This window comes from Sulfuricurvum sp. (assembly GCF_049587615.1).
Classification (GTDB): domain Bacteria; phylum Campylobacterota; class Campylobacteria; order Campylobacterales; family Sulfurimonadaceae; genus Sulfuricurvum.
The window spans coordinates 110826-131770 of sequence record NZ_JBAVEF010000046.1 but is presented as its reverse complement, the minus strand read 5'-3'; the positions used below and the strand labels follow the sequence as shown (position 1 = coordinate 131770).

Annotated in this window: 14 protein-coding genes; 6 read left to right on the top strand and 8 right to left on the bottom strand. The window is 47.1% G+C overall.

Annotation, left to right across the window (positions count from 1 at the left end; all coding sequences use genetic code 11):
• Window positions 1–82 precede the first annotated feature (82 nt).
• The 5 genes from WB308_RS08180 to WB308_RS08160 all read left to right on the top strand — a co-directional run bounded on the left by WB308_RS08180 (window position 83) and on the right by WB308_RS08160 (window position 7887).
• Complete coding sequence (locus WB308_RS08180) at window positions 83–3589, top strand: sensor domain-containing phosphodiesterase (protein WP_424190762.1); 3507 nt, start codon at window positions 83–85, stop codon at window positions 3587–3589.
• Window positions 3590–3835: 246 nt separating this feature from the next.
• Window positions 3836–6766, top strand: coding sequence for a MutS-related protein (locus tag WB308_RS08175; protein ID WP_424190761.1), 2931 nt, complete (start codon window positions 3836–3838; stop codon window positions 6764–6766).
• A 31-nt stretch (window positions 6767–6797) separates the two neighbouring features.
• Complete coding sequence (locus tag WB308_RS08170; RefSeq protein WP_424190760.1) at window positions 6798–7274, top strand: hypothetical protein; 477 nt, start codon at window positions 6798–6800, stop codon at window positions 7272–7274.
• Entirely contained in the window at window positions 7271–7567 is a 297-nt protein-coding gene (locus WB308_RS08165) for a nucleotidyltransferase domain-containing protein (protein ID WP_424190759.1), read from the top strand. Before WB308_RS08170 ends, WB308_RS08165 begins: the two co-directional genes overlap by 4 nt.
• A complete protein-coding gene (locus tag WB308_RS08160; RefSeq protein WP_424190758.1) occupies window positions 7564–7887 on the top strand; it encodes a thiamine-binding protein in 324 nt (107 codons plus the stop codon). Before WB308_RS08165 ends, WB308_RS08160 begins: the two co-directional genes overlap by 4 nt.
• A gap of 2 nt (window positions 7888–7889) precedes the next feature.
• On the opposite strand, the gene WB308_RS08155 is transcribed toward WB308_RS08160, so the two are convergent.
• The 7 genes from WB308_RS08155 to WB308_RS08125 all read right to left on the bottom strand — a co-directional run bounded on the left by WB308_RS08155 (window position 7890) and on the right by WB308_RS08125 (window position 19420).
• Window positions 7890–10469, bottom strand: coding sequence for a chemotaxis protein CheW (locus WB308_RS08155; RefSeq protein WP_424190757.1), 2580 nt, complete (start codon window positions 10467–10469; stop codon window positions 7890–7892).
• A gap of 176 nt (window positions 10470–10645) precedes the next feature.
• Window positions 10646–12082, bottom strand: a complete 1437-nt coding sequence (locus tag WB308_RS08150; protein ID WP_424190756.1) for a protein adenylyltransferase SelO — start codon at window positions 12080–12082, stop codon at window positions 10646–10648.
• 61 nt (window positions 12083–12143) lie between these two features.
• Entirely contained in the window at window positions 12144–13955 is a 1812-nt protein-coding gene (locus WB308_RS08145; RefSeq protein WP_424190755.1) for a flagellar assembly protein A, read from the bottom strand.
• A gap of 5 nt (window positions 13956–13960) precedes the next feature.
• Window positions 13961–15670 carry an efflux RND transporter permease subunit gene (locus tag WB308_RS08140; RefSeq protein ID WP_424190754.1) on the bottom strand — a complete coding sequence of 570 codons (1710 nt, stop codon included), beginning with the start codon at window positions 15668–15670 and terminating at the stop codon, window positions 13961–13963.
• The gene (locus WB308_RS08135) at window positions 15670–17259 is read right to left on the bottom strand and encodes an efflux RND transporter permease subunit (RefSeq protein ID WP_424190753.1); all 1590 of its coding nucleotides are present in this window, start codon (window positions 17257–17259) and stop codon (window positions 15670–15672) included. The genes WB308_RS08140 and WB308_RS08135 overlap by 1 nt, the downstream gene beginning before the upstream one ends.
• Window positions 17260–17267: 8 nt before the next feature.
• Window positions 17268–18053, bottom strand: coding sequence for an efflux RND transporter periplasmic adaptor subunit (locus WB308_RS08130; protein ID WP_424190752.1), 786 nt, complete (start codon window positions 18051–18053; stop codon window positions 17268–17270).
• The gene (locus WB308_RS08125) at window positions 18053–19420 is read right to left on the bottom strand and encodes a TolC family protein (RefSeq protein WP_424190751.1); all 1368 of its coding nucleotides are present in this window, start codon (window positions 19418–19420) and stop codon (window positions 18053–18055) included. The genes WB308_RS08130 and WB308_RS08125 overlap by 1 nt, the downstream gene beginning before the upstream one ends.
• Window positions 19421–19622: 202 nt before the next feature.
• Between WB308_RS08125 and efp the strand changes: the two genes are divergently transcribed.
• Window positions 19623–20189 carry an elongation factor P gene (efp, locus tag WB308_RS08120; RefSeq protein WP_424190750.1) on the top strand — a complete coding sequence of 189 codons (567 nt, stop codon included), beginning with the start codon at window positions 19623–19625 and terminating at the stop codon, window positions 20187–20189.
• A 55-nt stretch (window positions 20190–20244) separates the two neighbouring features.
• Here efp and WB308_RS08115 read toward each other — a convergent pair whose 3' ends face one another.
• Window positions 20245–20781, bottom strand: a complete 537-nt coding sequence (locus tag WB308_RS08115; protein ID WP_424190749.1) for a DUF3617 domain-containing protein — start codon at window positions 20779–20781, stop codon at window positions 20245–20247.
• Window positions 20782–20945 lie beyond the last annotated feature (164 nt).

Sequence of the window (20945 nt, the reverse complement as noted above, 5' to 3'; positions counted from 1 at the left end):
AATTCATATAGCACTCATAAAAAAGTATTACAATAGAAGTGAGAATTTTTTTGCCTATTGCTATTTTTGGGAAGGGGATAAGATGATAAATCCAAAAGAACGTTTAACCAAGTTCTCTCAAAGCGTATGGATGACAGTGGGCGTGTTTTTGGCTTTTGCTTTTATTTTTATTCTTTATCTCCGTTCAGAGAAACAAATTAATGAGATGAATGAATTACGATTGAATGCCCATTTATTGGCGGATGAATTACATCAAACTTCCAACGATCTTAGCAGTATGGCACACAGTTATGTGATCACCGGTGATCCCCTCTACCGAAAAAACTATTATAAAATCCTCGATATCCAAGAGGGGAGAGAGCGCCGTTTTGTTGAATACCATAATCTTTACGGGGAGTTGGTCTCATCAAACGGCGAAAAGGTGAACTCGAAGACTATCCCCGCGATTACGTTAGTGGAGCTGATGCGGCAAGCCGGTTTTTCCAAGGAAGAGTTGTTCAAATTGCTGGAAGCCAAGGAAAAAGCGGATGTGCTAAGCCGTATCGAGAGGGAGGCGATGAGGTTGGCAGATTCGATTACCCCTCGAAGTGAAGCCAACGTTCACAAAGCTTCTGCGCTGTTGCATAATACGGGCTATGCTCAGGCCAAGAGTGCCATGATGCAACCTTTGAGCGAATTTTATGAGATGATTGACAAGCGGATGCTGGAGGCTATTCGTTTGGGCAAACTGATGACCACACTGTTGCTCAGCGGGGTTATCTTGCTGGGTGTACTTTTGCTCTACATGCTTTGGCGTACCCATCGTACACTCTATTCTACTCTGGGGAGCGGGGTAGATGCGCTGCATGCCCATATCGTTCGAATCGGGAGAGGGGATTTTACCTCTCCTATCGTCGTAGAGAATGGGAAAAACAGTGTGCTGGGATGGCTTGCGCTAACACAAATGAAACTGAAACGGATCGAGAGCAAGCACAACAAAGCGGAAGCCCGAAATCGGCGTCTTACCAAGTTTTACGCTGCTTTAAACCAGTGTAATCAAGACATTGCACGGTGTGTCAGCGAAGCAGAGCTGTTTCCGCAAATCTGCCGTGATGCGGTAGAGTATGGCGGGATGCAGATGGCTTGGATCGGCATGGTGGATGAAGAGAATAAATGTATCGTGCCGATTGCCTCCTATGGGATCGGTTCCGAATATTTGGACAAAATCCGGATATTAATGGATGAAAATGACCCGTCCGGTCCCTGCCCGACGGTGATGGCATTTCGTGAAAATCAGCCGCACTGGTGTCAGGATTTTCAGCACGGTTTTTCCAATGCACCGTGGCATGCGTGGGGTGTAAAATTCGGTTGGAAAGCTTCTGCCTCATTGCCTTTGCAGCGCAACGGCGTTACGATAGGTACGTTGACCCTCTACTCTACCGAAGTGAATGCTTTCGATGAAGCTGCACGCAATTTGTTGGAAGAAATGGTTATGGATATTAACCATGCCTTGAAGAGTTTTGAGCGCGAAGCACGACGTAAAGAGGCTGAAATAGCGCTCCATCGCAGTGAATCGAATCTGAATCGTGCGCAATCCATTGCCAGTATCGGCAGTTGGTATCTCGATGTTCTGACCAATCAGCTGGAGTGGTCAAAGGAAACGTATCGGATGTTTCATATTCCTCAAGAGCAAGCTATAAATATGGAGCTATGGGCCAATCTCATTTACCCCGCTGATCGTGAAACGGTGTTGCAGGGGTGGAAAAATTCTCTTGATCATGAAGGTATCTACTATGATATCGAACATCGTATCGTGATTGAGGGAGAGATACGCTGGGTCAGGGAACGGGCCCAGATCGAAAGAGATGCGGAAGGTCGGCCGTATGCCGGGATCGGTACCGTCCAGGATATTACCGAACGCAAACATTCAGAGAGTGAACTGCGTAAACTGTGGCAAGCAGTGGAACAAAGTCCAAGTGCGATTGTTATCACCGATCTTGATGGGAATATCGAGTATGTCAATGCCGCTTTCACTCAAGCGACCGGCTATACTTCAACTGAAGCTATCGGTAAAAACCCGCGGATGCTCCATTCGGGTAAAACCCTTTCCAGCACGTATAAAAATATGTGGGCTTCTTTGAGTCGAGGAGAAAATTGGAAAGGGGAGTTTATCAACCGGCACAAAGACGGGGCCGAATACATCCAAGCCATCCATGTCTCACCCATTCGACAATCAGACGGAAGTATCACCCATTATATGGCGATCGAAGAGGATATTACCGATCGAAAGCGTGCGGAAAAGCGGATACATTATCTGGCCAACTTTGACCCTCTTACGGGGTTGCCTAATCGTCTACAGCTGGAAGAAAGGGCGAAGTTTGCACTTAGCCTGGTAAAGAGAAATCAGGGAAATTTGGCCGTGATGTTCATCGATATTGATCATTTCAAGGATATTAACGATACCTTGGGACACAGTATCGGGGATCTTTTGCTGATCGAGTTGTCTAAACGTATTCAGCGTGTTCTTCGAGAAGAAGATATTATTGCGCGGTTGGGGGGAGATGAATTCATCGTATTGCTGCCCGGCACCGATGCTTCTGGAGCTGAACAGGTATCCCAAAAACTGCTGGATGCCGTAACTCAGCCGTTTATGATCGAACATCACGAATTGACCGTAACGGCCTCGATCGGTATATCCCTTTATCCTGAGGATGGGGACACGTTGGAAGTTCTTTCCAAAAATGCGGATATTGCGATGTATCGTGCAAAAGAAGATGGACGGGACAATTACCGGTTCTTTATCGAAGAGATGCAAAGTCGTTCGAAACGTAATCTGCAATTGGGAAATGCGTTGCACCATGCATTGGAACGCAACGAATTAGAGGTATTTTATCAGCCGCAAGTCTCCTTGCATAATGGGCGTATCATCGGAGTAGAGGCATTGTTGCGCTGGAAGAATCCTGAATTCGGTAATGTTTCTCCTGCCGAATTTATCCCGATTGCCGAGAATAGCGGATTGATCTTGCCGATTGGAGAATGGGTATTGCGTACCGCTGTTCAACAGGCCAAGGATTGGATAGATAGCGGTCTTTCCCCGATTGTGATGGCGGTCAATCTTTCCGCAGTGCAGTTTCGGCATCCTGCTCTTCCGAAACTGGTCACGGATATCCTGAATGAAGTAGGTTTGTCCTCAGAGTATCTGGAACTTGAGTTAACAGAAGGGGTGGCGATGCATGACCCGCAAGCGGTCATTGCCGTTATGAAGAATCTGTACGATCGCGGTGTCCGTATGTCGATTGATGATTTCGGTACGGGCTATTCCTCTTTGAGCTATCTCAAAAAATTCAAAGTCTATAAACTCAAAATCGATCAATCGTTTGTTCGGGATATTAGTACCGATTCCGAGGATAAAGCGATCGTCGGTGCCGTTATCCATATGGCACGCAGTCTTGGTTTGAAAACCATCGCTGAGGGAGTGGAAACACGCGATCAGCTTGAGTATCTTCGTAATGAGGGGTGTGATGAAGTACAAGGGTATTATTACAGCCCTCCTCGTGAGGGGGCAGTCATTACCGCCTATCTAACCAAAGGCTTTTTTGAACTCTCCTGATCTAAAAGAGCGTTATATAGTCTCCTTTTAGCCCCTCTCCGCTATAATCAAATAATTAAACCCTCTGAATAAATGGATTGCTTCACTATGTTCGCAATGACGAATCTCCGTCACTGCGAGGTTTTGTAAAAACCGTGGCAGTCTAAAAAATATTTATTCAGAGTTATCAATTAAAGTTGAGCTGGATTTACCCACAGGGGGCACAATGCCCGCCTTCGCGGGAATGACGGATAAGGTGGAGTAGGGATGAGTACAGAAGAGATCGGGGCACTGTTACAGGATAAAAGCAAGCTTCTCTCCGAAATTTATTTTGAGCTTCAAGCGGCTTGTGAAGCGAAGTACGGTCCCGATACCCTTGTCATCATCGAAGTGGGCTCTTTTTTTGAGGTCTATGAAGTTAACAATGAGTTTATGAAAATCGGAAAGGCAAAAGAGGTCGCCGAGTTTCTCAATATACAGCTCACCCGCAAAAACAAAACGATTTTAGAGAACTCTATCCAAAACCCTCTCCTCGCGGGGGTTCCCACCGTCTCCATCGAGCGGTATCTCAGCCGTTTGGTGCAATCGAAAAAATACACCATCGTCCTCGTCCGCCAGCAGGGTGAAGTCCCCCATATCCGCCGTTATATCTCGAACATCATCTCTCCGGGGACGAATTTCGACTACATTGCCGAAGCAAGCGAGAACTATATCGCCTCGCTGTTGATCGATCAAAACAACGGGGTCTATTCGATCGGCTACTCCGCGATTGATGTCGGGACGGGAAAAACGCTCATCAACGAGATCCACGGAACCCGCGAAGACAAAACGTATGCTTTGGATGAAGTATTTACATTGCTTCAAAGCTACCAAACCTCCGAGGTGGTCGTGACATTCTGCGCGGGAGATATCGATCGCGATGAAGTGAGCCGCTATCTGGAGATCAAAAATCATCACCGAACTTCGATGAACGAGAAACGTCTGCGGATCGATTACCAAAACGAACTTTTTGAACGGATATATCAGATACGATCCCTTCTCAGCCCTATCGAGTATCTCGATTTGGAGCGGTACCCTTACGCCTCTGAATCGCTTTGCATCCTCATCAACGTTATCATCGATCATGATGCGGGGATTATCGAGAAGATGAACCGCCCGACCTTTTTAGGGACCAATCGCTATATGTATTTGGGGAACAATGCGGCGGAACAGTTGGGGATCATCTCGCGTGACTCGGACGAAATGACGCTCCTCAAACTCATCGATAAAACCTCCACGGCAATGGGGAAACGGCTGTTGCGAGAGCGTCTTCTCAACCCCATCTGTGATGTTAAGCTCCTCGAAGAGCGGTATGATCTGATCGATAAAATGGGCGATCACATTGCACCGCTGGAGACGAAACTCAAAGAGGTGTACGATCTGGAACGGATTTTACGCCGTTTGAAACTGGGGAAACTCCACCCCTTTGAGCTGGCCTATTTTTACGCGTCGCTGAATGCGGCGGAGTCTTTGTTTGCCGATGCCGATCGGCTAAAGATAGGGTACGATAAAGCGAGTGCGCAGGAGTGCGCTCATTGTGCCTCGGAGTTGCGCCGCATCTTTAATATCGAAGCGTGTGCCAGATTTCGACGCGATCAGGTGGATCAGAACCTCTTTAACGAAGGGATTGACCCCTCTATCGATGCCCTCGAAGCGCTGCAAAACAACAACCTCTCGAAACTGAATGCGATCATCGAACATATCGATACCTTTTTCGAATCGGGGGGATCGTATGCCTCTATCGGATGGCTGGAGAGCGAGGGGTATCATTTGCTGATGACCCGTAACCGTTATGTGAGTGTCGAAGAGGCGCTCCATAACAGCTTTTTTACGCTGGACGGTCAGCACTATTTTTTCCGTGATTTTCAGATTCGTAAACTCAAAACAGCGGTCAAACTCTCTTCGACGTTGCTGGATGAACTCTCCATCGAAAATGCGGGAGCCAAATCTCGGATGATCGCACAGGTGAAAGAACGTTACCGAGAACATTTAGAGGAGATCGAACGGCGCTTTTCCCACGCGATCGAACATTTGATCTCGTTTCTCGCCGTTGTCGATGTCAGTCTCAGCGGTGCGAAGTGTGCGAAGCAGTATCGTTACGTCAGACCGATGATCGTCCCCTCCCCAAAAGCGTTTATCGAGACGGTGGGATTGCGCCATCCGTTGATCGAATCACGCGAAGAGAACGGCATTTTTATCCCGAATGACTTGTTCTTAGGTTCGGTTGATCAACACATCTATGAAGAACATTCGACGATCGAGAACGGTGAAGATGTTAAAGGGGTTCTTTTGTACGGCATCAACTCCAGCGGGAAGTCGTCATTGATGAAGAGTATAGGACTCTCCGTCGTGATGGCGCAGGGGGGATTTTTCGTTCCGTGTGCTACTATGCGGTTTGCCCCCGTTGATAAACTCCTCACCCGCATCGTCTCCAAAGATAACCTTTACAAAGGGCTATCTACGTTTGCCGTTGAGATGTTGGAGTTGCGGAATATCTTTAACCGAGCCACCGAAAATACCCTCATCTTAGGGGACGAAATCAGCCACGGCACCGAGACCGAATCGGCTCTCGCTATCGTCGCGAGCGCGATCCTCAAACTCCGGGAAATCGGAAGTATGTTTATCTTTGCGACCCATTTGCATCAGCTTTCAAGCTTGAGTGAAATCCAAAAAGCCAAAGAGATCGTGTTACTCCATCTGGGGGTCTATTACGACGAGGCGAGCGATAAACTGGTGTATGATCGAAAGCTCAAAAGCGGAAGCGGTTCGACGCTGTACGGGTTGGAGTTCGCCAAATCGCTCCACATGGACGAAACCTTTTTGAAAAAGGCGTATGAGATTCGGGGACGGATTACCGATAAAACCCACGAAGCCTCGATGTTGAAACGGGAGAAAAAGAGCCGCTACAACAACAAACTCTTTTTGACCAAATGCGCGCTGTGCGACGAAGCGGTCGATGAAGTGCACCATATCGTTCCGCAGGCGAATGCCGATGACGGCGGCTCCATAGGTCATTACGGGATGAATCACCGCTACAACCTGATTCCTCTGTGTTCGAAGCACCACAGGCTCGTGCATGAAGGGAAAATCGCCATTCACGGGTTTGTGATGAGTGAAGAGGGATTACGGCTCAGTTACAGTGAGACGACTGAAAAATAAAGTGGTATAATCATTCAAAAAGGAGAGGGAAATGACAAGCGTACAATCGGTTTTACACAAACGGTTCGAAAAGGCGCAAAAGCATTACGAAGCGTTGCGTGATTATTGTCATTTGATCGAAAAACTCTCCTCCGTGAAAAATATTTTCGAAGTCGATATTTTTGCGGCAATGATTCCTGAAGAAAAAGCGATTTTGGATGCCTATCTCAAACGATTTGCGTCGTTGCAGGATTTTTTAGGAGCGAAGATATTTCCGCTCTTGATCGAAATCAGCGGTATGGGAACGGTCAAGATGTCCGAAGTGCTGTTTATGATGGAAAAAGAGGGGATTATCGACAGTTTCGATAACTGGATGGAGTTGCGGGAAATTCGAAATGAACTCGAACACGATTATCCCGACGAGCTCCAGGAAGCATTGAATGATTTGAAATTTTGCGTCGATCATTTCGGACGGTTGGAGAGCTATTATCTGAATGCCAAAGCGTTTGCGGAGAGATTCATCTCATGAGACTTCCCGAAACGCTCAAATCCCCTATACTCAAAGCAATATATGAATCGTTCGGGAATGTCGAAATCTATCTTTTCGGCAGTCGTACCGATGATACGAAGCAAGGCGGTGATATCGATATCGCGATCCGAACGGATATGACACGCGAGCGTTTCCGTAAACACAAGATAGCGTTTGTCACCATGTTGATGCGGATGGGATTTGATTTGAAAATCGATTTGGTTCAGTACAACGATTCGATGGATACATTGTTAAAAAGTGAGATTCAGAGTAAGGGGATAAAATTGGTATGAGTGTCTTATTGGAATTTGCGATGTTTCCTACCAGTGGAGAATGCCGTGATGGGTCATCGGTATCCCATCAGGTTGCTAAAATCATCGATATGATCGATCAGAGCGGTTTGGCCTATCAGCTCACTCCCATGGGGACGATTGTCGAGACGGCAAGCGTTAAAGAGGCCCTTCGTGTCGTGGAGAGGGCGTATGAGCAGTTAGAGGGGTGCGAGCGGATCTATTCGACGATCAAACTCGATATCCGAGAGGGAAAACTCGGACGGCTGGAAGGTAAAATCGCTTCGGTCGAGGAGAAAATCGGCCGAAGGGTGAAGCACTGATCCTACGCCATCACTTTGTGAAGCGGGCGGGAATAGGGCTGAATCAGCTGTGAATAGATTTTCGGAATGTCGAGGATCGAGATCATCTCGTTTCCGAAATCTTCCGCACGGTCGGGGATAATGACCGCTTTGGTCAGTGAGTTTTCATTTTTCAAAACGTTGCTGTAGTGGCTGATCGAGCGAAGCGGCACTTCGGGGCTGCTGTAGATCGCATCGACCGCAAGGCCGAGATACACGACCTGTTTTTCGATGACCGCTTTTACGAGGATGATCGTATCGCGCTCTTTGTCGTATTTTTTCTCCATCCCGAGCAATTTGGCCAACGAGATGACACTCACCATCCGCTTATCATAACTGATGACTCCCAGATTGTATTCGCTGGCATGGAGGATAGAGGTAAGCTCTTGCTGTACGAGGGAACAGACGACGTTTTTGGATTCGATCGCAAAGAGGGACCCTCCGACGAAAAAGGTTGAAATTTCGCAGGTCTCTTCGGTGCCGTTTGGTTTGGGATAGGCATACACACGCTGTGCGGGGGCCTCATTTTCAAGCGATTGAATCTCACCGATAGGGCGGTAGAGAAGGGCGATAATATCGTTTTGATACCCGTCGCTTTGTTTGTATTCGCGGTATCCGTTTGAGCAGGTTGCCCCGAGTGCGTAATAGACGCCGTTGAAAGGGAGAATCTGCGCATCACTGCACCCGGGTGCAAGATTCGTGAGCGATTCGGGGAGGCTCAGAAGTGTTCCTGTGCCGATTTCCGGAGTCGTAGAGGAGACGACGCGGCCGCGACGATCAACAAAGAGGGCAAACATCCCCTCCGGTACGGCATGGTTTTCATCTTTCGGGAGGGTATCGTGCAGCATCGCTTCAAATTGAGACTCCGCGTCAAAGACGATTCCGATTCCCCCCACATTTTCTTCCTCGCCGTTACGGATACAGGCGTTATAGATATAGGTCGCGCGGTTATCATAGTAGGGGCTCGGCTCGAACGGTGATACGACATACTCCTGCGTAGTGACCAGATTCAGCGTTTGATGCGCCCAGTTATAGCCGATTTTTTTCCCGATCAGCGAGCTGTTTTCGGGGCTGGAGACGGAGACGATCGTTCCGTCACGGTCATAAATGAACATTGTGCTGTAAACGGTATAGAGACCGTTTATGTAGTTTAAAATGGCATCCATTTTTTTACGGTTATCCTCGCTGAGGGTCGGGTGCGATAAGCATTCGCGAAAGGTTGTTGTCAGCGCCCACCATCGGCAGTCGTTCGCCCGCTCGTAGAGGTTGCGGTCCATGATATCGATCGCGAGGGAGGATTGGAATTTCAGTTCTTCAAGATACTGGATCATCATCGCCCGATTGAGATCGGCGACGGTGTGATCGAAGATCCGTTTGGTCTCTTCTCCGGTTTTCGATATTTCACTCAGGAGCGCTTTGGTAAAAGGGCTTTCATGACCGGTTGCGTTCGCGATTTTGACGTTCCCGTTCCAGACGGTAATATCGAGTTCGCTCTGGATTTTTTTGGCTTTGTTTAAGATCTCTTCGAGCTCTTGCGGAAAATAGGCTTTTGCACCGGCGACGGAATCGAACAATTCGTTTTTTAAAAATGTGGATCGGGAGGAGGAACGAAATGCCAAATGCAGAGGGACCATGGCATGGCCGATCCATCCCGAACCGTTGTATCCTTGATATCCGGTTGTCGTGACCGCTTTGTACAGATATTCGAAACCGGCGTAATAGGTTTGATGATCTGCGTTATTACGCGGCTGTAAATACGATCCTACCGGTACGTGATGCGCAGAAGACGAGGCGATGACGCTCCCCTCAGAACTGAGGAGTTCAAGGGCGATATAGGGATTTTCTTGGGTTAATTTTCGAAAAATACTTTGCAGCTCGTTTTCGAATCGAAAAATGAGGCACAGTACCCCAAGAGGCTCCTCGTTTTCAGGATTGCAGACACGGTAGGAATAGATGAGGGAGGGCTTGTTATGGGTCAGATCACTGGAACGAAAGGTTTCCACATACCCTTGATGGGTACGTAACGATTCTTGAAGCAATGGATCTTTGGATACGGTGACCGGATTGGCAGTGTCAAGCTGTACGAGCACTTTTCCTTTCGTATCGAGAAGAATGATGTTTTCATAGACGCTGTATTTGGAAACGTATTCGGAAAACCGCTCGGCTAGAGCCTCTTTTTTCTTGATTTTCGTTTCGCGCATCTCCTCAGAGATCGACATATCGGTTGAGCGCAAAAAGAGGAGATAGTCACGAATATCATCATCGGTCGCAAGAAAGCCGATGTCGGCGGTACGTTCGAAAAGGTTCCGGATCAGGATATCAATCGCCGTTTGGGCTTTGGATTCGAGTTCATTAAGACTTTTGTTAAATGTCTCTTCGATGAGGCGCATCAGAGGCTCATCGAGCAGATCTTCGAAGGCTTTGCGTGTTTCACTCGTATCCATACCGATATTGGACATGGAACCCAGGAGGGTAAGCAAATCCCATTTTCCCGAGAGGGTACTCATATTTTTTTCAAAATTTTGGACATCGGACATATAGCGGATCAGATGGTTGCGCTGCATAAGAATTCCTGTGCAATAAAGATTTGGGTTAAACGTTGGTGACAGTATAAAGAGGTATGGAAAAAAATCAGGAGGAAAATTGATCAAAAAATAATCATTTTTTTGTCGATTACGATTTGATTACGATAAAGATGATGAATTAATGGGCTTTGTGAGAATACGATCGAAACAGCCCTCTACGAAGAGCAGCTGAGTCTGAGATTTTTAAATTCGTGGGGAGTGGGGAGGCTAAAGTGTTCAAAGTCATGGTGTTCGTCATAGGGATTTTGGGCAATCGTTAAAAGGTCGTTGACGAGGGTAAAATCCCCCCCCTCAGAAGCATCAATCGCCTGCTGGAGGATATAATTTTTGAGAGTATATTTGGGATTGGTGCGGAGCATTTTTTCCTGCCGCACTTCCGTGGAAGCGGTGTTGAGCTCCAGCCTCTTGTCATACCGATCACACCATTCGTCCAGCTGATTCGGAGCCAGTGTCAGGGCCAAAAGTGCTTTTCGGTCTCCCTCATAGCGGCTTAAGGTCCGAAAAAACGGGGTCATGTCGACCCGTCCGTTTTCCAGGACCGTGAACAAAGAGCGAAACAGATCGCTATCGTTTTCATCTACCCCCTCCAATCCCAGTTTGGCACGCAAAAGCTCCATCAGGCGAGCCGTAAAATACTCCCCGTATTTTTCCAGTTCGGTTTTGAGTTTTGTTTCGGTCACCAACGGCGAGAGAGCATGGGCGAGACGCTCCAGATTCCAATACCCGATACGTGGCTGATTGTCGTAACTGTAGCGCCCCTGTGTATCGGTATGGTTACAGATATATCCGCTCTCAAACGTATCCATAAAGGCAAAGGGGCCATAATCTATCGTGAGGCCGATGGCCGACATATTGTCGGTGTTCATGACTCCGTGGTTGAAGCCGACCGATTGCCATTGCGCAATGGTATGTGCGGTGCGTTTGACGATCTCTCTGAACATTTTGAGATAGCCATCTTCTTCGCCTGCAAATTGAGGAAACGATTCACGGAGCAAAAAGTCAGCCAAATGTTCGAGCTGATCGTGTCGATGGGTGTGAAAGAAATATTCAAAGCTTCCAAACCGTATCCACGAGCGAGAGAGTCGTAAAACGATCGCACCGCGCTCCCATCTCTCCCGTGCCACTTTTTCATCGGAGGTGATTAGGGCGAGTGCTCGGCTGGTCGGAATCCCCAGCGCATGCATCGCTTCACTCATCAAATATTCACGGATAGAGGAACGCAATACCGCACGACCGTCTCCCTGACGGGAATAGAGGGTCTGCCCGGAGCCTTTTAGCTGGAGATTCCACCCCTCTGCCGAACCCAAATTGATCGCCCGTCCATCGCCGAGCCGCGGTACATAATACCCGAACTGATGACCGGCATAGCACATCGCATAGGGGCGTGATCCTTCCAGAAGAAGGGTACCGTTGAGGAGAGCCTCGAGCTCATCCGTCTCTAATTGCGCAGGATCAACGCCCAAGAGTTCAGCCGCTGAGGGGTTAACGCTGATCAGGGTCGGATTTTTGAGCGGAGTAGGGATCACTTCATGGTAAAAAATCGGGTCAAGGGATAAATAGGGGGTGTTTAGGGTTAGGTCGGTTAATTTCATATCAGAGTTTTACCGCAAAAATGTAAAACCCTGAGGCGTATCTTAAAGCAGTTCGATTTTTTTAGGATTCCAATAGAATTTTTTTCCCATTACCTTCTCGCTGTAACCGGATACGGGGTACTTTTCCCTCAGGGGTAAGGGCATATTCCTGACGGGTTTTGGGATCGATAAAAAGGATCCGGTTATGGCCGTTATAGATCCCATGATGGGTAATGACACCGTGAAGATCGGCCTCATAGCGTTGGTTCAGTTCCGTGTGGAGTGCGTGGAGACGGGTTTGAGCCTCTTGGAGCTCTTCACGAATATTTTTGAGATTTTCGGCTTCCGCTTTGTATTGCGAAACACGGACCAGATCGGCTTTCATCGGCGCAGTTTGGTTTTTTTGAGCATTGAGGATACGTTGCTGGAATTGTTTAATCCGGCTATTGTTCTCTTTAAAGGAGCGTTGACGTGAAAGGTATCCTTTTCTTTCTTCGTCCAAGTGGGCGGTTTTCGCCTGAATATCGAGCTCTAACGCGGATATTTTATCGTGGTAGGTACTGATGGAATACGGATCGATGATGAGGTTGTTTCCTTCCCCCTCGATACGGTTGATAGTGATGGATTCGAGTGCGGTGATACGAGCATTCGAATACAGGATATCGACAAAAACCTCGCGTGCGACAATCTCTCCTCCCATCATAATGTTTACATGGACAACATCCGCTTCAACTTTTCCGGCCTCCAGGATGTTGATATTTGCTTCTTTGGCTTTGAGGTTCCCCCGATGGAGATGAATCATCGCATTTTCGGTCACAGTGATATCCGATTTTTTATGCGTTTGGGCTCCGATCGTGAGTTCGCAGGCTTGAATTTTGGCATGACTGCCGACGGTGCCGCTGACATCGAGTTTTTGGATGTCAATTTTTACCCCTGTCCCGACAGAGTCTTCCGAAGATATGTTTTGCTTGATTTTGAGGGATATCTCTTTGTCTTTTCCTGCTTCAATAGAACCGGTTTTTTTAAAGCTTGCGGAATCGATCTGGAGTTCTTGAGAAATGGTAAATACCCCTTTTTCCCGCTCAACATAACCTGAGACTTGGGCATAAAAACGGATACTCTCCGCGTCTTCTTCACGGCTGATCGTTTTTTCATCGGTGACGATATACGAGGCGTATTTGATTTGGGGCTCAGCAACGCCGATATGGTTTCCATCGCATCCGCGTCCGTCACGCCCCTGTTTAGGAAAAATATATTCCAGAATCAAATCTCCGGGATGAACCCCTTCGATCAGATTTCTATCCTTTTTGTCTTTTTTGTAGTGCAGAATAATCGCATCGTCGGTCGGAGGAACCGGGGGAAAAAACTCACCGATAGAGAGACGGTAGGGGGATGTGAGAGGACCCTCTTTTTGGATTTTTAAGAGGAGACGGTTGATTTCTTTATCAAGATCACGATCATAGATGCCGATGAGCAATGCATGGCGGAGCTGTTTGCGTACGATCGCCTCTTTGATCCACTCTTGAACCCCTTTTTTGAGAGGGATAATGGATCTTGGATCAATGATGGCGACCATTTTTGTTTTGTATTTATCGGCGGCGATACTCATTCGCAGATCGAGATAGGGATGGGGACGGTATTCTCGAATCTGAATTTGGTACTCTTGTCGGAGTGAGAAAGTATTCGAGCGAAGTTCAGCTTCCGAGGCACATTCCAGCAGATTTTGTTCTTCTAGCGTCTGCCACTCCGCACCCTCGTTCTTTTGGAAATAGGTTTCATAGGAGAGAAGATCAAAGTCAACTTCATCCACCGTCATGCGGCGGTCATTTGCGGCAAGAAGGAGATCCCCCATCACATCGGTAGAGAGTTTAATGACGGGGGTAAAAGCTGACACGTTTTTTATGGCTCCATTATCGACACCGCTTTACGTTCATGGAAATTGAAATGACGTTCCAAATCAGAATTATGAATCAGTACGGGTACAACCACGAGAGAGGCGATGACAGCCGCTATTGTACCAAAAATCAAGGAGACTCCAAGCCCTCCGAACACAGCGTCACTTGCCAACAGCGTTGATGCGAGGATAATGGCCGCTGCAGTGAGAAAAATCGGTTTGGCACGGGTAGCGGCAGCATAGGCGATCGCCTCTTTTTTATGCATCCCTTTGTCCATCATGAGTGATTTCGTAAAATCGATCAGCAGCAGCGAATTACGTGAACTGATACCGATGAGGGCGATAAATCCGATCAATGAGGTAGCGGTTAAGAAGAAAGTATCCGCGGTAAAGAGATCCATAATCAAATGGCCGAAAATTACCCCGATGATCGAGAGAAAGCTTCCGAGCAATACAATACCGCTGAGGATAAAACTTTTGTAGTAAATCACCATCAGCAGGAAAATGAGAACCAATGCCGCGATAAAGGCACCGCCAAGATCGACGAACGTATCCAAGGTCACTTCCATCTCGCCGTCCCATAACAGCTCGTAGCGTTCATGGCTTTTCTTATCGATCAGTTCGAGATTAAAGAGGCCGATTTTATGGATTTCGTATTCATCACCAAACGTATCGAGGATCATATTGCGGGCATCCATCAGAGGATACACCTGCGAGACCATATCGGTTTCGGCGACAACGTTGGTCATTTGGTGGAGGTTTTTCGACATGATCATTGGATTGGACTTGACTGCAACGATATCGACTACTTCGGTGATCGGTACCATCATCCCCATTTGGTTGAGGAGTTTGAGTGAGGAGAGTTTCATCTCTATGGCGAGCTTGTCGCGTGACGCGAATTTTTTCCCTTCCGGTGTCAGGGTGAGGAAAATCGGGATTTGATCGGTTGCACTCTGGGAGTTTTTGACCGCTATCCCCATCCCTTCGAAGGCAAGATAGAGGATATCGTTGACGTGTTTGACATCCAGTGCCGAGCGGGTGATTTTGTCGGTATTGACCTGTACTTCAAATTTATCGTAAATCTCATCTTGCATAATATCGATATCGACAAGTCCTTCTGTTTTTTGAAAAACGCCTTCGATACGGCTGCTCAAATGACGGATGCCGTTACTGTTATTACCGTACACTTCTGCAACGATCGCCGCCATGGTCGGAGGACCTGCAGGAGGTTCGACAAATTTGATGTTGGTTTTCGGATAGAGATCGCCGCACTCTTTTTGGATAATCGGGCGAAGGCGCTGTACCATCATGTAGGAGGGCTCGTCGCGATCATGCTTTTTGGTCAGATTGACCACTACTTCAGCAACGTTTTCATTGTTTTTAAAATGGGACCCTTTAATCAGTCCGGCGAAATCGAGCGGTGATCCCGCTCCTAAAAAGACTTCGGCATCCAGCGCTTCGCTTTCATGCTGCAAAATCCCCACGACGCATTCACTCACTTGGCGGGTTTGTTCAATCGAACTCCCATTGGGCAAGTCGAGATAAATACTGTAGGTGTCGTTGTTTTTACCGGGGAGCATTTTGGCTAAAACCAGTTCAGTCGGGATGAGGGCAACGGCCAAGATAAACGCGATAAGGGTTCCCCATAAAATCCTCTTTTTTTTGGAGGGAGAACTGAGTACGTTGAGAAGATAATTTTCAAATTTTTGGTACATTAGTGAGCTTCTCCGTTATGATCGGGTTTTTTAAGGAGTCGTACCGCCAAATAGGGGGTAAAAATGTAGGCGACAAAAAGCGACGCTACAAGAGCGACGGGGACATTGGCCGGGATCGGTTTCATGAACTGTCCCATCATTTGCCCGACAAATGCCATCGGTACCATTGTGAGGATAATGGCGAGTGTTGCGATGTTCGTCGGCGCTCCGATCTCGTCGGTTGCTTCGATCATCAGCTGATCGGCATCCATGTCGGCTGCACCCGGAGCGTGGAAATGGCGATGGATGTTTTCGATGACGATGATTGCCGCATCGACGAGGAGCCCCAATGAGAGCAAGAAGGCAAAAAGGGTGATCCGGTTAACGGTTTGTCCGGTAATGTAGGCGATAAAGAGGGTAATCGCCAAGATCGCCGGAACGGTGAAGGTGACGATGAGCGATTCGCGCCATCCCAATACAAAAATGAGCAAAATCGCGATGATGACGATTGAGAGGAGTAGGTGGAAAACGAGTTCGTTAACCGCTTCGTTGGCCCGTTCGCCGTCGTTTCGGGTAATAACGTAGCTGATCCCCTGAGATTTCATCTCCTCTTTGTATTTTTCGAGTTCTCCTTTTACGGCATCGGCAATGATGACGGCATTGGTCCCTTGGAGTTTGGAGACGGTAAGGGTAATTTGATCTTTGAGGGGTGAGAATTTCCCATCTTCCCCTTTGACGCTCACGAGGGCCGATTTGAAATTTTGGATATCGCTTCCTGCCGTTATTGTGGCAACGTCGCGTAGATAGATCGCTGAGCCTCCGTATTGGGCAACGATGATATTCCCCACATCTTCGACACTCTCGATCGCGTTGCGTACGCCGATCATGACGATTTCATTGTTTTGCGTCTTTCCTTTGATTTCGGGGACGTTGTAGGCAAGCGACTGTGTTGCTTGGACGATTTGCCCCAGGGAGAGGTTGTAGCCTGAGAGGCGGTTTATATCGACCAACACATTGTACTGGTGTTTTTTAGCCCCGAGAATATTGGTAACGGCGACATTCGGGAGACCGTTGATGTGGTGCTGTATCTCTTTGACATGATCGTAGAGGTGGGTCGGGTCCATATCGGGATTGTTGGAATAAAAAGCAACGGAGACAATCGGAATATCGACGTCAATATCCAGCGGTTTGATAATCGGCTGCATGGCCCCTTTGGGGAGGATGCTCATGTTTTGCATGATTTTGTCGTAGATTTTGAGGTTGGAGTCCTCTTTCGCTTCGCCGATGAAAAATGCGGCATTGATGACGGCGACGTTATCCATTGCCATCCCGTGAATATGCTCAATCCCTTTGACCTCTTTGAGTTTACGTTCCAGGGGTTTGACGATAACGTTTTCGACTTCGCTGGCGGTAGCGCCGGGGAGGGCGATAATAACGGTTGAGCCGCTGACGACCATTTGGGGGTTCTCTTCACGGGGCATCAGAATCAGTGCCATATAGCCGATAATGAGGAGAAAAATACCTAAAATAGGGGTGAGAGGATTACGCAAAAAGCCTTTGGCAAGCTTTCCGGCAGAATCGGTGGGCTGGTAGGAGTGGGGAGCGTGCATGGGGCCTCCTAGTTAATTTCGACGGTAGCGTACATTCCGGGATATACGGTTTGTTTGGCACTGAATGAGATTTTGATTTTAAAGGTATGGGTCATCGGATTGGAACTGGGGATGATCGCGCTGACCCGTCCGATACCGACATAACCGACCGAGGGGATAGTCACTTTTACTTTTTGCCCTACAGGGACATATTTGAGACTGTTTTCAGCTACGTCTACTTCTATTTTGAGGGCATTAAGATCGGAGAGGACGATCGCCGGCATCCCCGGCATCGCCATTTCGCCTACTTTGATATTTTTGGACACGACAACACCGTTGTTTGGAGCCGTGATGCGTAGATAGTTGTATTGGTTGTTGACCTCTTTGAGGCGCGCTTTGGCTTGGCTCACCTGACGCTCACTGATATGAATCATATTTTTGAGATTTTTACGGGAGAGTTCGAGGTTTTCGACTTCATATCGGGAGACCATATCTTGTCGCAACAGCCGTTTGTTCCGTTCAAGATTGAGCTCCAGATTGGCGTATTGGTTTTGATACATCTGCAGTGAGAGTTCCGCCTGAGCAATTCCCATTTCCACTTGGGTCTTGGCCGAATCGATCTCTCTGGAATCGATGGTATACAAAAGATCCCCTTTGCGGACGCGGGAACCTTCCGAGACATTGACACTGGTGACGAATCCCATATTGCGGCTGGTAATCATTTTTTGGTTATCGCTGATAACACTGCCTGAGAGGGTAAGTCCTGCGGCACTTAGGGTAGCTCCGAATACGAGTGAGGTGATCCAAAGTTTCATTAGTTAACTCCGTTGCTAAGTTTTTCGAGGGCAAAAATGCGCTCGTTGCGTTGATTTTTAACCATTTGAAGGTTGAGTACTTTTTCGATCTGCTGCGATTGTTTGATGATGACGTCGCTCATCGATGTGAGGTGTTCGTGATAACGTCCCTCATAATTTCGGTAGATTTGATCGGCGAGCTCCAGCTCTTTTTCGAGACTTTTTACCTGGGAGTTCAAACTCTCGATTTCGGTACGGATTTTGTCGTATTGTAACGCAACCCCTTTTTTTGCCAGTTCAATCTGTATCGTTGTTTTGAGCTTTTCAATGCGGGCTTTTTCAAGTCCGTTGTTGTCGATCCCTCCGTTAAACAGGTTCCAGCTCAACTTTGCACCGACGGTAAACGCTTTATGATCGTTAAAATCCCCTAAAAACGTATCGTCTGCACTCGACGCTTCGGCAAATGCGCCGATTTGCGGGAGAAACGGCGCATACGCAACATCAACCATTTTTTCGCGAATCTCTAACCCCTGCGATGCCTTTTTCAGATCGGTATTGTTGGTTAAAACATCGGTTTCGCTGATCGCCGAAGCAGGGTAGTCATGCTCGGGGAGTTCAATTTCGGTGATATTTTCATTGAGCAAAAAGCTGAGATAGTGGTAGAGGAGCTTTTTATTCGCTTCCATCTCGGTGAGGCTCCGCTCAACATTGGCTCTGCGCGCTTCGACTTCGAGAAGATCGACTTTTTTGGCAAATCCCTCTTGGATCATCATCTGCGTGGTCCGTTCCAAGGTCGAGATGTTTTTATGGATCGTTTTGATGTGGTCGATCGAATTTTGCAGGAGTGCCATATCGTAATAGCTTTTGCGTAATTCGTATCGCTTTTCGGTTTTGATCTGATGGGTATCAAGCTGTTTGATCTTCTCCATCTTTTCGGCGATATCGCCGTAAGCACTCAGTTTTCCCCCTGTATAAAGGGGAACCATATAGGTGAGTTTACTCTGGAAATAGTTTTGGTAGCCGGGATAATTTAATCGGTCGGGAGGGGTTACGTAATCACCTGTGCCCGTCGATGTGAAAGTATTCATAAACTCTTCCGCACCGAAATCGCCGAACGTCGCTTCCCGTGAGCTGAGTTTGAAACCGAACACATTTCCCGCATCGTTGGAACGCGTTGCTGTCTGGGTGAAATCGAGGGAGCCGTAGTTATAGCCTTTGGCGATAGCGGTATCGCTTGCGGCGCTTTGGACATCGAAATTGGCGGATTTGATTTCAAGGTTGTTGTTTTCTAAAATTTCCAACGCCGCCGGAAGCGAAAGACCCGCTCCCATAAGATGGCACGAACCGATCAGGAACGATACGGTAAAAATACGTGAAAGAGTTGTCATAAAGATAATCCTTGTGATGTATTTGTGATTATAATCAAACGTATAAGCTTAATTGTACACTTTTACCAATCTATTAGAGTTAAAAATCCTCAAAAGAAGGATAAAATAATTATTACGATCATACCATAAGTTACATCGTGTTTGAAATTCGACGGAGTTTCGGGTAAAATTCGGACAAATAAAGATACAAAAAGGTTTCCTGATGGCAACAATCGGTATGGGTGATATCAAAAAAGGTGTACGTTTGGAGATTACGGGTGTTCCGTACAAAGTAGTCGAGTTCCAACACGTTAAACCGGGTAAAGGGGCGGCATTCGTCCGTTGTAAAGTAAAAAGTTTCCTAAACGGTAAAGTAATCGAGAAAACGATCCACGCGGGGGACAAATTCGAAGTACCTAATTTGGTTCACACAACGATGCAATTCTTGTATGATGATGGCGAAATGCTTCAGTTTATGGACAACGAGAGCTATGAACAGCTTGGTTTGACGTACGATCAATGTGAAGATGCAATGAAATGGATCAAAGACGGCACAAGCGTTCAAATGATCTTCCACAACGGCAACGCGATCAGCGTCGAAGCACCGGAAATCATGGAACTCAAAATCGTTGAAACTCCGCCGAACTTCAAAGGAGATACCTCAAGTGCCTCTAAAAAACCGGCTACTCTTGAAACAGGTGCCGTAGTACAGGTTCCTTACCATGTTCTCGAAGGCGATATTATCCGTGTTAACACCGTTGAGGGTGAATACATGGAAAAAGTAAAATAAGCTTTCTCTTTTCTCCTTTTCTCTCCATCATTCCCGACTAAGTCGGGAATTTGACTCAATGCGGTTTTATTGTTTTACAATCGCTTGAAATCCATTTTCCTGTGTAATTCATCTGTACCGCTTCAGTTCGTCCTTGAGCTTTTGTTTTTACCGTCATTTTCCCTTTATAAGCACTATCTCCGCTAAACGTATATTCTCCTTCTCCGCTGCTTGGAGGGTTTCCTTTGCAGGTAAATTTAAACCAAACACTGTTTCCGCTTTGACGAACAATGGTTTGTCCGCATTGTCCATCCGATGCGGGGATAAACTTTTTAGCAGCATTTTCTTTTGTGACACATACTCTGACACTATTTGCTTTTGAACCTAGAGCAACTCCTTGCGCAGCCATACTCTTTTCCATCATTTTACGTTGTTCTGGCGGGAGTGAAGCCATTTGTTGTTCCATCTGAGCCATCGCTTTTTCTATCTCACCGTTTTGGCTTTTGATAGTAGTGGTGTATTCCCAAACTCCCGGGCGTATGGATGTTCCTTCGACTATTCCTGCGGTTAATAAGAGGGTGATTAAACCGTTATATAAAAATGTGTGTTTCATGGATAACTCCTTTTGTTCTGAGGCTTGGCATCTTTAAAATTTTGAGTCATAAGAGTTGCGCTTACCTCCGATTTTTTGGTAACTTTGTGGCTTTATTGAAAGTCTAACTTTAATCATTGTAGTTTGGTAAGCTTTAAAAATTTATGAAACCTAAATTTAATGTA